Origin of the sequence: Rhodanobacter sp. C01 (assembly GCF_002001045.1) — a bacterium.
Lineage (GTDB): Bacteria > Pseudomonadota > Gammaproteobacteria > Xanthomonadales > Rhodanobacteraceae > Rhodanobacter.
Genome location: NZ_MUNR01000009.1, coordinates 321,163 through 334,351 on the forward strand (window position 1 = coordinate 321,163; position 13,189 = coordinate 334,351).

General features: G+C 61.4%; 7 protein-coding genes and 1 tRNA gene. 4 read left to right on the forward strand and 4 right to left on the reverse strand.

The annotated features are described in order from the left end of the window. Positions 1–110: 110 nt before the first annotated feature. Positions 111–1,271 (reverse strand): acyl-CoA dehydrogenase family protein, encoded by a 1,161-nt coding sequence (locus B0E50_RS07525; RefSeq protein ID WP_077440558.1) that lies wholly within the window; start codon positions 1,269–1,271, stop codon positions 111–113. A 471-nt stretch (positions 1,272–1,742) separates the two neighbouring features. Between B0E50_RS07525 and B0E50_RS07530 the strand changes: the two genes are divergently transcribed. The 3 genes from B0E50_RS07530 to metH are packed head-to-tail and all read left to right on the forward strand — an operon-like array spanning position 1,743 to position 6,504. Next, entirely contained in the window at positions 1,743–2,672 is a 930-nt protein-coding gene (locus B0E50_RS07530; RefSeq protein WP_077440559.1) for a metalloregulator ArsR/SmtB family transcription factor, read from the forward strand. A 33-nt stretch (positions 2,673–2,705) separates the two neighbouring features. Further along, on the forward strand, positions 2,706–3,800 hold the full coding sequence (locus B0E50_RS07535; protein ID WP_077440560.1) for a homocysteine S-methyltransferase family protein: 1,095 nt from the start codon (positions 2,706–2,708) through the stop codon (positions 3,798–3,800). A 1-nt stretch (position 3,801) separates the two neighbouring features. After that, the gene (gene metH / locus B0E50_RS07540) at positions 3,802–6,504 is read left to right on the forward strand and encodes a methionine synthase (protein ID WP_077440561.1); all 2,703 of its coding nucleotides are present in this window, start codon (positions 3,802–3,804) and stop codon (positions 6,502–6,504) included. A gap of 88 nt (positions 6,505–6,592) precedes the next feature. Here metH and B0E50_RS07545 read toward each other — a convergent pair whose 3' ends face one another. Then, positions 6,593–6,934 (reverse strand): lipid-A-disaccharide synthase N-terminal domain-containing protein, encoded by a 342-nt coding sequence (locus tag B0E50_RS07545; RefSeq protein ID WP_077440562.1) that lies wholly within the window; start codon positions 6,932–6,934, stop codon positions 6,593–6,595. Between the two features lie 159 nt (positions 6,935–7,093). On the opposite strand from B0E50_RS07545, the gene B0E50_RS07550 reads away from it, so the two are divergent. Further along, positions 7,094–7,168 (forward strand) — tRNA-Val (locus tag B0E50_RS07550). Positions 7,169–7,659: 491 nt separating this feature from the next. Here the strand turns inward: B0E50_RS07550 and B0E50_RS07555 are convergent. Beyond that, a complete protein-coding gene (locus B0E50_RS07555) occupies positions 7,660–8,037 on the reverse strand; it encodes a hypothetical protein (protein ID WP_077440563.1) in 378 nt (125 codons plus the stop codon). Next, positions 8,034–12,689, reverse strand: coding sequence for an RHS repeat-associated core domain-containing protein (locus B0E50_RS07560; protein WP_168170840.1), 4,656 nt, complete (start codon positions 12,687–12,689; stop codon positions 8,034–8,036). The genes B0E50_RS07555 and B0E50_RS07560 overlap by 4 nt, the downstream gene beginning before the upstream one ends. Positions 12,690–13,189: the final 500 nt, after the last annotated feature.

A 13,189-nucleotide genomic window follows, 5' to 3' on the forward strand; every position in this document is an offset into this window, starting at 1 on the left:
GCGCAACCCACTCCCCGACGGGGAGTGGGTTGCAGACTCGAATCGATCGAGACAAACAAAAAGCCCGGACGGGGAAACCTGTCCGGGCTTTTTGTTGAACGAGTGACGGCTTAACGCAAGCCGGTTTCCGCGCGTGCGATCACCATGCGCTGGATCTCGCTGGTGCCCTCGTAGATCTCGGTGATCTTGGCATCGCGGAAATAGCGCTCCAGCGGCATCTCCTTCGAGTAGCCCATGCCGCCGTGGATCTGCACCGCCTGGTGTGCGATCCACATCGCCGCCTCGGAAGCGGTGAGCTTGGCCACCGAAGCCTCGGTACCGAAGCGACCGCCGTTCTTTTCTGCCTCGCCCTTCGCCCATGCCGCACGCAGGGTCAGCAGAGTGGCCGCATCGAGCTTGCACTTCATGTCGGCGATCTTGGCCTGGGTCATCTGGAAGGTGCCGATCGGATGACCGAAGGCCTTGCGATCGCGCGACCACTGCAACGTGGCCTCGTAGGCGGCACGGGCAATGCCGACTGCCTGCGAGGCGATGCCGATGCGGCCGGCGTCGAGCACGCCCATAGCGATCGAGAAGCCCTTGCCTTCCTGGCCCAGCAGATCACCTTTCGGGCAGACGTAGTCGGTGAACTCGATCTCGCAGGTGGCCGAGGCGCGGATACCAAGCTTGGGCTCGGATTTGCCGGCGTGGAAGCCGGCCCGCTGCGTGTCGATGATGAAAGCCGATACGCCCTTGGCGCCGATGCCCGGCGTGCTGATCGCGAACAGGATGATGTAGCGGGCCACCGGGCCGGACGTGATCCAGCTCTTCTTGCCGTTGATCACCCAGTCCCCGTCGGCATTCTTCGTCGCACGGGTATGCATGGCCGAGGCATCGGAACCGGACTGCGGTTCGGTCAACGCATATGCGCCGATCGCCTCGCCCTGGGCGATCGCGCGCACGTATTTCTGCTTCTGCTCCTCGGTGCCGTGCTTGAGGATGCCGTTGCAGAACAGCGAATTGTTCACCGACATGATGGTCGCGGTGGCCGCATCGGCCGCGGCGATCTCGATCATCGCCAGCACATAGGCGATCGGGTCCATGCCTGCACCGCCGTACTCATGCGGCACCTCGATGCCCATCAGACCGAGCTGGCCCATCTCGCGGATGTTGTCCAGCGGGAACTCGCCCCTGGCATCCAGCTCCGCCGCCACCGGCACGATGCGCTTCTGCGCGAAATCGCGGGCGATCGACTGGATCGACAGCTGGTCTTCAGTAAAACGGAAATCCATGCACTACTCCCGGACGCCGCATGTAGCGGCTGGTCAAGACGAAACCTTTGGCCAGAGGCCAGCCGCGCATTGTAACGACCCGTGTCATCGGCGTCGTGTCGCGGCGCAGCGCCCACCACCACAGTCATGGCCCCATCTGCTGCTTGACGCCCCGGCAAACCAAGGCCAGACTTGTTATCTCTTTATCGCGATACAAGGATGGCAGGGCGTGCCCTTACATACCAAGCAGTCCGCGTTGCTTCGCTGCGGTCGTCAGGCGGTAGTGCATGGCGCCGGTCAGGGCGGCCCCCTGACCAAGCTGCGCGCTGCCGCATGGCGGCCACAGCGGAGCAACCCAAAGGGCCTGGTCTGTTTGCCCACAGGCCGGCGTCATCACGCAGTCGTGTATCGACATGCACTCCTTCGTTCTTCCTGGTCCTGTGAGCAAACAGCTCCCGGTGCGGGCTGCTTGGTATGTGAGGGCACGCCCTGATGGATCTGGCGACTGCCTCCAGCGTGCTCCGGCTGCTGGCCGACCCCACCCGCGTGCGCCTGCTGGCGCTGCTTGAGCACGAAGAACTCACCGTGGCCGAACTGGCTGCCGTGCTGCATCTGGCGCAGCCACGGGTATCCACCCATCTGGCCAAGCTGAAGGAAGCCGGCTTGGTGCGCGACCGCCGTGCCGGTGTCTCCGCTTATTACCGCGCCAACAACGAGGGCGACGAAGCCCAGCACAGCCTGCTCCTCTCGCTGCGCGAGAGCATCGACGACGCCTTGCTGCGCGAGGACAGCGCCCGTCTGCCTGGCGTGCTGGCGAACCGTGCACGTGAGGAAGGCTGGGCCGACACCGTGGCCGGCGACATGGAGCGCCACTACTCGCCCGGCCGCACCTGGGAAACACTGGCGCGTTCGCTGCTGCAGTTGCTGGGTACCGGCGACGTGCTGGATATCGCTTCCGGCGATGGCATCACCGCCGAACTGCTGGCACCGCACGCGCACTCCATCGTCTGTGTCGACAGCAGCGAACGCGTCGTCGAGGCCGCCGCAAAGCGCCTGAAACCCTTCGCCAATGTGCAGGTGCGCCAAGGCGACATGCATGCGCTGGAGCTGGGCGATCAACGCTTCGACCTGGTGCTGATGCTGCACGCGCTGACCTATGCCGAGCATCCGGCCCAGGCCGTGGCCGAAGCTGCGCGACTGCTGCGTCCCGGTGGTCGCCTGCTCGCGGTCACCCTGGGCCAGCACGACCATCGTGCTGCGGTCGAACCGTTCGACCATCGCAATCTCGGCTTCGGCAGCGCACAGCTCGATGGCTACGCACGCGCGGCCGGCCTCGACGTCATGAGTTGCACCCGGCTCAGTCGCGAACGCAAGGCACCGCATTTCGAAGTGATCAGCCTGCTCGCACGCAAGCCGGCTTGAACACGGCTGCACGGCTTAACCAAAGGAAGTTTGATGAGTACGCTGCCCTGGCTCCATCCCGAACGCGTCGCCCTGCTGGAGCAGGCGCTACGTCGCCGCATCCTGATCCTCGACGGCGGCATGGGCACCATGTTGCAGGCGCATGAACTGGATGAGGATGGCTTCCGCGGCGAACGTTTCGAGCATGGCCACGACGGCCATGCGCAGCTCCACGACAACCATGCCCATCCCGGTGGTTGCGACCTGAAGGGCAACAACGACCTGCTCACACTGACCAAGCCTGAGATCATCCGCGGCGTGCACGAGGCCTATCTGGAAGCCGGCGCCGACCTGATCGAGACCAACACCTTCAATTCGACCCGGATCAGCCAGGCTGACTACCAGCTGCAGCACCTGGCCTACGAGTTGAACCTCGAAGGCGCCCGCCTCGCCCGTGCCGCCTGCGATGCGATGACCGCGAAAACCCCGCAGCAGCCGCGCTTCGTGATCGGCGTGCTTGGCCCGACCAGCCGTACCGCCTCGCTGTCGCCGGATGTCAACGATCCGGGCTTTCGCAACGTCACGTTCGAAGAACTCGCCGAGAACTACACCGAGTCCACCAACGGCCTGATCGATGGCGGCGCCGACGTGATCATGGTCGAGACGATCTTCGACACCCTGAACGCCAAGGCGGCATTGTTTGCGCTGAGCGAGCTGTTCCACAAGCGTGGTGCGCGGATGCCGGTGATGATCTCCGGCACCATCACCGACCGCTCCGGCCGCACCTTGTCGGGCCAGACCGCCGAGGCGTTCTATTACTCGGTGCGCCATGCGCGGCCGTTGTCGGTCGGCTTCAACTGCGCGCTCGGCGCCGACGATCTGCGTCCGCATATCCAGACCCTGGCGAACCTCGCCGAGAGTTATGTCAGCACGCATCCGAACGCCGGCCTGCCGAATGCCTTCGGCGAATACGACGAAACGCCCGAGCACATGGCTGGCGTGATCGGCGGCTTCGCCCGCGACGGCCTGCTGAACATGGTCGGCGGCTGTTGCGGCACCACACCCGCGCATATCAAGGCGATCGCCGACGCCGTGCGCAACCATCCACCGCGCGCGTTGCCGTCTGCCACGCAAGAAGAGGCCGCATAACATGGCGCGTCACACCCGCCGGCATACCCGTTTATCGGGCCTCGAACCGCTGGTCATCACGCCCGACCTGTTGTTCATCAACGTCGGCGAGCGCACCAATGTCACCGGCTCGGCGCAGTTCAAGAAACTGATCAAGGAAGAACGTTACGACGAGGCCGTGGAGGTGGCCCGCCAGCAGGTCGAGAACGGCGCGCAAGTCATCGACATCAACATGGACGAGGGCCTGATCGATTCCGAAGCGGCGATGACCCGTTTCGTGAACCTGATTTCGTCCGAGCCGGACATCGCCCGCGTGCCCTTCATGATCGACTCGTCCAAATGGACGGTGATCGAGGCTGGCCTGCGCTGCCTGCAGGGCAAGGGCATCGTCAACTCGATCTCGATGAAGGAAGGCGAAGCGCAGTTCCTCGAACACGCGCGCAAGGTGCAGCAGTACGGTGCCGCCGCCGTGGTGATGGCATTCGACGAACAAGGCCAGGCCGACACCTGCGCGCGCAAGGTGGAGATCTGCTCGCGCGCCTACGAACTGCTGACGAAGGAACTCGACTTCCTGCCCGAAGACATCATCTTCGACCCGAACATCTTCGCGATCGCCACCGGTATCGAGGAGCACAACAACTACGCGGTGGATTTCATCGAGGCCACCCGCGAGCTCAAGAAGCGCTTTCCGGATTGCCATATCTCCGGCGGCGTCTCCAACGTATCGTTCTCGTTCCGCGGCAACAACATCGTGCGCGAAGCGATCCATTCGGTATTCCTGTTCCACGCCATCAAGGCCGGCATGGACATGGGCATCGTCAACGCCGGCGCGCTGACGATCATGGACGACATCGATCCCGAGCTGCGCGAGCGCGTCGAGGACGTGGTGCTGAACCGTCGCGACGACGCCACCGAACGCCTGCTGGAGATCGCCGACAACTACAAGGGCAAGCGCGGCGAAGCGGTGGTTGAGACACTGGCCTGGCGCGAGAAACACGTACGCGAACGGCTCAGTCACGCACTGGTGCACGGTATCGACCAGTATGTGGTCGAAGACACCGAAGAGGCACGCCAGCTGTCGACGCGCCCGCTCGACGTGATCGAGGGCCCGCTGATGGACGGCATGAACGTGGTCGGCGACCTGTTCGGTGCCGGCAAGATGTTCCTGCCGCAGGTGGTGAAATCCGCCCGCGTGATGAAGAAGGCCGTCGCCTACCTGCTGCCCTTCATCGAGGCGGAAAAGCTGCGCACCGGCGACATGGGCAAGAACAACGGCAAGATCATCATGGCCACGGTCAAGGGCGACGTGCACGACATCGGCAAGAACATCGTCGGCGTGGTGCTTCGCTGCAACAACTTCGAGGTGATCGATCTCGGCGTGATGGTGCCGGCACAGAAGATTCTGGAGGCCGCGATCGCCGAGAAGGCCGACATGATCGGCCTGTCCGGCCTGATCACGCCGTCGCTGGAGGAAATGAGCCAGGTCGCGCGCGAAATGCAGCGGCAGGACTTCCACATCCCGCTGCTGATCGGCGGCGCCACCACCTCGCGCGCGCACACCGCGCTGAAGATCGAACCGCACTACAAGGCCGGCACGGTGTGGGTGAAGGACGCCTCGCGCGCGGTCGGCGTGGCGCAGTCGCTGGTCAGCAAGGAACTGGTCGACGACTTCCTGGCCAAGGTACGCGCCGACTACGCCGACGTGCGCGAACGCCATCGCAACCGTGGTCCCGGCAAGCAGCTGGTACCGCTGGCCAAGGCGCGCGCGCAGCGCTTCAGCTGCGACTGGGCTGCCTACGAACCGCCGCAGCCAAATAAACCTGGTATCACCGTATTCGACGAATACGATCTGGCCGCGCTGCGCCCGTATATCGACTGGACGCCGTTCTTCCAGGCGTGGGAACTGGCCGGTCACTACCCGGCCATCCTCACCGACGAGGTGGTCGGCACGCAGGCCCGCGAGCTGTTCCGCGACGCACAGGCGATGCTGGACAAGATCGTCGCCGGGAAATGGCTGACCGCCCGCGCCGTGATCGGCCTGTGGCCAGCGGCGAACATCGGCGACGATGTGGAAGTGTATGCCGACACCGATGGCACGCAGCGGCTCGCCGTCCTGCACAGCTTGCGTCAGCAGGTCGACAAACCGGTCGAGCGCCCCGATTTCTGCCTGGCCGATTTCATCGCGCCAAAAGACCAGGCGAGACCGGACTGGATCGGTGCCTTCGCGGTCACCGCCGGCATCGGTATCGAGAAACATCTGGCACGCTTCGAGGCCGATTACGACGACTATTCGTCGATCCTGCTGAAGGCACTCGCCGATCGCCTCGCCGAAGCCTTTGCCGAGCACATGCACGAACGCGTGCGTCGCGAATTCTGGGGCTTCGTGCCGGACGAGTCACTCGACAACGACGCGCTGATCGCCGAGAAATACCGCGGCATCCGCCCCGCTCCCGGCTACCCGGCGTGCCCCGACCATACCGAAAAAACCACGCTTTTCACCCTGCTCGACGTCACCCGCAACACCGGCATCGAGCTGACCGAAGGCTTCGCGATGTATCCCACGGCGGCCGTCTCCGGCTGGTACTACTCGCACCCGGAAAGCCAGTACTTCGTGGTGGGCCGGCTTGGCAAGGAACAGGTCGAGGACTACGCACGGCGCAAGGGCTGGACCCTGGCCGAAGCCGAGCGTTGGCTGGCCTCCAACCTCGATTACGACCCCGAATAAACAGCAGGAGCGCACCCTGTGCGCGATGCTCTTGCATGCATCGTGCGAAAGGCCATCGCGCACAGGGTGTGCTCCTACAATTCAAAGGTCATTCAATTGTGTCGCCGGTAACGCTGTTCTTGTGATGACGCAGGTGCACGACCAGGTTGTAGACCGAGACGAACGCCGGAAAGAAGTTCGAGATGATGCCGACCGAATCGTTCTTGCCGACCGTGAAATAAGCCAGCAGCAACGCACTGCCCACCACCGACAGCCACCAGAACGACAGCGGCATCACCACCCGCTTGTGCTTGCGCGTGTAGTACAGCTGGACGAACCAGCGACTGGTGAACATCACCGAACCAAGCAGCCCGACGACCTTCCACGGCGTCAGCTGGAAATGCTGCAAGGCATGCAGGACGTGGGCAAGTTCGGTGCTGAGGAAGTCCATGATCGGGATGCTTTGGCGTTTGAAGATTGGCGAGTTTACAACCCCCTACACCCATCTCCGCGCCTGCCTGTGGCCGCCCGCAGCGCCTTGTCCCGCATGGCGCGCTGGCATGGCCATTGACCCGCACCGCGACTGCCCCTAGAATTCCGCGCTCTCGGCGGGCGATTAGCTCAGCGGTAGAGCACTGCCTTCACACGGCAGGTGTCGCAAGTTCGATCCTTGCATCGCCCACCACCGATTCAGAAACCGACCCATGCGGTCGGTTTCGTCGTTTGGGCAGGCATTTAATTACCTCCGTCCCTTTAAATTAGAACGTCGACATGGTCGCCTCCTAAGTTCCATAGAAGTGCCCGTCCACGGCATGACGACGGACGGGGTGTCGGGAGGCTAGAAACCGCTAAGAGCCGGCGGGCGTATTCCCCTTGCGGGTGTTGTATTAGCCGCCCTCCCGACGCAAGCATCTCGTCGGTTGCACCTACAACTCATGTAGGCACAAAAAACCCACCGGTTTGTCGGAGGTGGGTACCGCTCTTAGAGGAGTTTCTAGGCTCCTTGGGATGGAAGTCTGCTATTGCAGGTGGAGTGTGTCAACAGCTGCGCGCTAAGAATAAAGAATGGTGTCAGGGGCAATTCGAGCGACTTGGTAGACGATCAAAAATTGTCCCTGACACCATTTTGTTCGGGCCAGCTCACTCCGTCCCCATAAATGAGAAGGCTTGATGCCTTTACATACCCCAGCGCGACTTTAGACCCTCTAAATGCTTTGTGTTCTCTGGCGAAGGATGCCTTTGGTAGAAGGTCAAAACATTCTTCCTTGCCTCAACGTCGCCTGTGTCGCCAAGACGCTCAAGCCACAAAACACCTTGATCTTCATCTCCCAGGTAGAGCATGTAATAGTCAACCAGCTTATTGATGGCACTCACGTTACCGTGCACAGCCTGATCTTTGATCTTCGGAAGCTCGGACTGACTGATTGTATAGCGCGCCCCTGGCGTCGGAGCGGCCGCGTCCTGAGTCGCATGAACTGCGCACCCAACGAGCATAAGAAAACTAATCAGAAGAGTCGCTGATATTTGAAAAATGATCTGATTTTGTCGTGTCATGGAAAAGGCCTCATGGTTCCCGGACTATTAGTATCCATTGTGCCGGCGGCGTTCTTTCCAAAAATGAGCGAAGGCCCGGTGGACGTTGGATCTTGGTTGTACCAGACATAGCTAGTCGGGGCGGAGACACTTGGGAAGGCCTTGGTCTTGCTGATGTCTTCCGCGATAGAGTTATCACCCATGCCGGTCCGACACGCGTAGATGATCACTGGCATATTGCTAGTGCAACCTTCTGCTTTTAGCAGATTCACTATCTGCTGAGGGTCATCCATTCGCTTTGTGATGTTTCCTCTGGTGTCATAAATGAAGCTCGGGCTTCCGTGTGAATAAACGAGACATGCATTGGGATCGTCTTTGTATTCATTTGCGCGCTGCAGGAACACAGGATCTCTGTTGCCAAAGAGAATGACTTTCTTGAGACCCAAAAGATCGATGTCTTGAAGAGGGGATGAGTCAACGTAGGAGTACGACGAGAGACCACCCGCAAGCCCAATTGGATCGCTTTGGATGTAGCGCCCGGTTGCCGCCTCGTATTCGCGATTGACGTTGTACCCAAGTCCGCTTTCCGCATCGTAGTACTGGCCCGGGAACCGCAGATTCAGCACATAGCCCGTTGTCGACGTCGGCTGCTGCTCCCCAAACGGATTGCCCTGATAGGCCCATTGCCAGATCACCGCCCCCGTACCGTCGGTGACCACTCGCGGCGTGCTCAGCTGATCGGCCGTCACATAGTTGATCGTGCTGGTGGTCACGCTGCCGTTGATCGTGTTGTCGATCACCGCTACCGGCAGACTGCCCAGCCAAATGTAGTCACGGTTGGTGGTGCCGTATTCGCCGATCAGCTGGCCGGCCTCGCTGTAGGCGTAGCGTTCGGTCACGGCTTGCGGGGACGTGGCCACCTTGCCGATGCGCTCGCCCAGGGCGTTGTAGGTATACGTGCCTGCGGTTTGGCCATTGAGCTGGGCTAGCGTGAGGCGGTTGCGCCCGTTGTAGCTGAAGCCGTAGGTATTGCCGCCGATCACGCTGCCGGTGGTGTTGCCGTCGGCGTCGTTGGCACGCGGTGCGCTGCCGATACTGGCCAGCTGATGCGTGCCGGCGGTGTAGGCATAGCTGCCGGCGCCCGTGACCAGATCGGTCGCGGTCTTGCTCAGCCGGTCACCGGTTGGATTGTAGGTGTAGCTTTCCAGTGCAGTACCGGCATCGGTGATGCCGGTGAGTCGGTACAGCGGATCGTAGCTGTAGGTTTCCAACGCCGGGTTGGCACCCGCGGCGTTGCCGATCGCCGTGATGTCGCCCATCGCATCGCGCGCAACATGCAGGTTCAGCGCCGGGCTGGTCAAGTCGGTGAGCCGGTAGTTGGCGTCATACGTGCGCGTGATGGTCTGGCCGTTGCCCAAGGTGTAGCTGCTGATCGGCCCGAACGGCAGCCAGGTCACATTGCTGACCACGGTAGACGCCGCGGTGGTGGTGCCGCTGGGCGTGACCGTGACACCGCTGACCCGACCGTCGCTGTCGTATGTGTAGCTGATGGCCGTCTGGTCGGGCGTGCTCACGCCGCTCAGACGATCTGCCGGGGTATATGTATACAGCGTGGTGTCCGCCTGGCTCGCGGTCGCCTGCCGCTTCTGGATGACGTTGCCCCGACCGTCGTAGCAGAACGCGGTGGTTACCCCACCCTCCACGATGCGCGTCAGCCGGCCGATCGGACTGGACGCCGTGCACCCGGTGACCGCATTGGCTTCGTCGTAGGCATAGCTGACGTTGAGTGTGGTGTCGGTGTAGCTGGTACCGGTGAGGTGATTGCCGGCGTCGTAGGTCGAGGTGCTGACGATGCCGTTGGCATCGGTATGCGTGAGGCGATTGCCGGCCGCATCGTAGGTGTCGGTGCTGGTGCCGGTATCCGGGCTGTGCAGCTGGGTGCGGTTGCTCAGCCCGTCGTAGCTGTAGGTGGTACTGAGGGCGGTGGGGTCGGTGACGCCGGCCAGGCGGTCCAGCGCATCCAGGCTCACCGTGGTGGTGGTGTTCTGGGTCGCCGTGTCGGTGCCATTGTAGTTGGCGATCGTGCTGGTCAGCCGATTGAGCGCATCGAAGCCCTGATGGCTCTGATAACCCAAGGCATCGGCGCTGTGCACAAGGTTGCCGTTGGCATCGTAGCTGTCGCTGTAGCCTGCGCTGAAGACCGTGTGACTCAGTCCATCGACGAGGGCCGTCAGCTGCCCCAGGGTGTTGAAGGTACGCGACAGGCTCTTGTGCACGGCACCGCTGCTGTCGTCGATCTGTTCGGCGGTCTTGTTGCCGGCGGCATCGAGCGTGTACTGGATGTAGTTGCCCTGGGCATCGGTGATGCGGGTCAGGCGATGGGCCGCGTCATAGGTGTAGCTGGTGATGATGTTGTCCGGGTCGGTGATCGAGGCGACCGCGCCGTACGGGGTGTAACCGATCGTGGTGGTGGCACCCCCGACACTGCGTGAGGCCAGCCAGCCGCGCGGGGTGTAGGTCAACGTGGTGACCACCCCATTGGCATCCTGCAGGCTGGTCACGCGGCCTGCACCGTCGTAGGTCAGATACGTCGTGGTGTGACCCAAGGCATCGGTCACCGACTGCAGGTCACCGTGATGCGACGTGGCGCTGTCGGTCAGGTAGTAGGCGTACGTCGTGGTCTGGGTCAGGTCCGTGCGCGGGCCCGTGGCCGAGAGCAGCAATCCGATGATCGGGCACTGAGTCGTATCGACGGCCGGGCAGTAGGTGTAGGTCCAGCGGCGCACCCCCGTCGGCGGCGTGCCACTGGTGGCGCAGGTGTAGGACACCGCGGGATCGATCTCGCAGCGGGCCAGCGGTTGGCCAGCGGTGTTGTAGACCCAGGCGGTCGAGGCCACGGTGGCGCCGCTGGCATTGAGCACGGTGCGCGTCAGGGGAACGCGAAGCGTGGTGTTCCAGGTGGTGTTGGTGGTGCGCTGACTCGGCGCGCCTGAAGCATCAATTTCTTGATCGAGCAAGCCATTGGCGTCGTAAGTGGTGGTCGTGAGATTGCCCTTGAAGTCGGTCGTCGTGGCGGGATAGCCGTTCGTGTCGAACGTCTGCGACTGGAAGGATTCTCCACACTGCGGCCCGCATGGCTGATCGAACGAAGCGGCTTTGACCACACCCTGCACCACCGAGAAACCCATCTTGGAGGTGATGCCCAGCGGGTACTGCACCGTCGAGGTGCCGTCGCTGTTGTAGGTAATTTGGGTGTTATTGACGCTACCTACCAAGCTGGAAGAAGTAGCCAGCCCGGCACTGTTGTAGGTGGTACTTGCATAGCGTGCACCGGTTTCGTCGATGACACCGGTCAGCGCAAAAGCCAGATTGGCACCGCTCGTCAGCGTGGATTCGTTATAGACATATTGGCGCGAGTGACCGTCCGGATATTGCGCAGATATCAGTCGGTCCAACGAGTCGTAGCCATAAACAATTGTTCCACCATCAGGCAAGACGACTTGGCTGACGTGATGATTGCTGTCGTAGGAGAACTGAAGTTGTCGATTTGACGTATCGGTAACAGTGATCAGCAACCCCGATGCAGGGGCTACCGTCGCTGGTGTTGCGGCTGTACTGTAAGTCAGCGCAATGCCGTTGTGGGTGTCGTCGCTGACAGATTGCAACACGCCGTTGGCATCATAGAGCTCGACATGCCGCGAGGCAGCAACCGTCAGGGCGTAACCCGTCGCAACACCGCTGGTATTGTCCGTCTCCACCAAGGTATCGGCGCTGTCAGGATCACCGACCCACTGGCTGCCGGTCTTAGTAAAATTCTCGCCCGTACTATCTGGACGATATGCCGTAATGACAGTGCCGGGGCCGCCGCTGAACTGTAGGGAACGCTCGAAACTATGCCGCCAATGCGCGCCCATAGTCACAGACAGCGTGGTGCCATCGCTGTTGTAAAAGCGCCGCAGGGTCAGCCATGCATTATCCGTGTAGTCATTTTCCTGCAGATAATCATTGCCTGTGGCGGCATTGATCGGATCGGCCACCATGTTCGCGCTGGTGGACTTGCCGGGCGTGCCTTCATGGGCTTTGCAATTACACCCTGGATCACCCCGATTTTTGTCGGGTACGGAACCCGTGCGTGGCGGCGTCCCTACGATGAACGCATAGGCAGGGTAAAGTCCATCACAAACATATTGGGTATCGTATGCACAAACGCGCCAAGACTGCTGGATTACGGTCTCATAATGCGTGCCGTTTAATATAGTTCTCTCGCTCGTAGTAGGATCAAGTCGAACATAATACGTGCCTGGCGGCGGAGGACTCAGGCCGGTCCCTGCGTCACAGGCTGCATCATAAGAAATAATCCAGTTATTGTATGCGTCAGCACGCGAATCCGCTGTCCCACTATCAGCACAAATGCCATTGGAAAAATCGCTGCAGTCTTTAACCGGAGGCGTCCCCACTCCGCACCAGTTATCTGCATGCGCGACGCGCAAGGTGCAAGCCCAGAGCGCGAGCGCCATGAAGACGAACACATACCAAGTTCTTTTGCGCTTGTGCGCATCTGGACTGAAGTTATCGGTTGCCGAGGGACTGAGCACCCTCGCGGCCTCCAATTCTTCGATTGTTCGGACAAGGGGGCGCGAGATTTCCACCCCTGTAAAACTCTCTTCGCTCACTCGATCAGGCCAAGCACATCCGATAGGCGCTGCGCCTACAAACTCCATGTATCCCCCTGGCACACACTTGCAGTATTGGCGTTGCTTGGTCCACACGAACGGTGAACAACCCTAAGTGCACTTTATAGTAAACCGTCGCGCCGATGAGGTGGCCTTGGCTGCTGTCAGAACCTACAGGTTCGCCCGAAAGCGCATCTCTCTATCGTTGCCAAGAGGTCGCCTAAGTTCACAAGCATCTGCAACATGGCCAAGTCGGCATGCCGGGTTGCTTGAACTAAGGACGACTTCTGTGGGCTGATCATTGGATACACCTCGGCGCCCGTCCCCCTCGGGCGCCATTTTTTTTGGCTGCACAAAACCCTTCGCGCACTGGACAGAACTGCGCGCACCGATGCAGTGAATGCTCCATTGACCATCATCACTTTGCTTAAGCGCACAGACGATGCATGGCAGCACAGCAAGGAGAAAGGCCCCCTTTCGGGGGGGGCAGTGAACCAGGC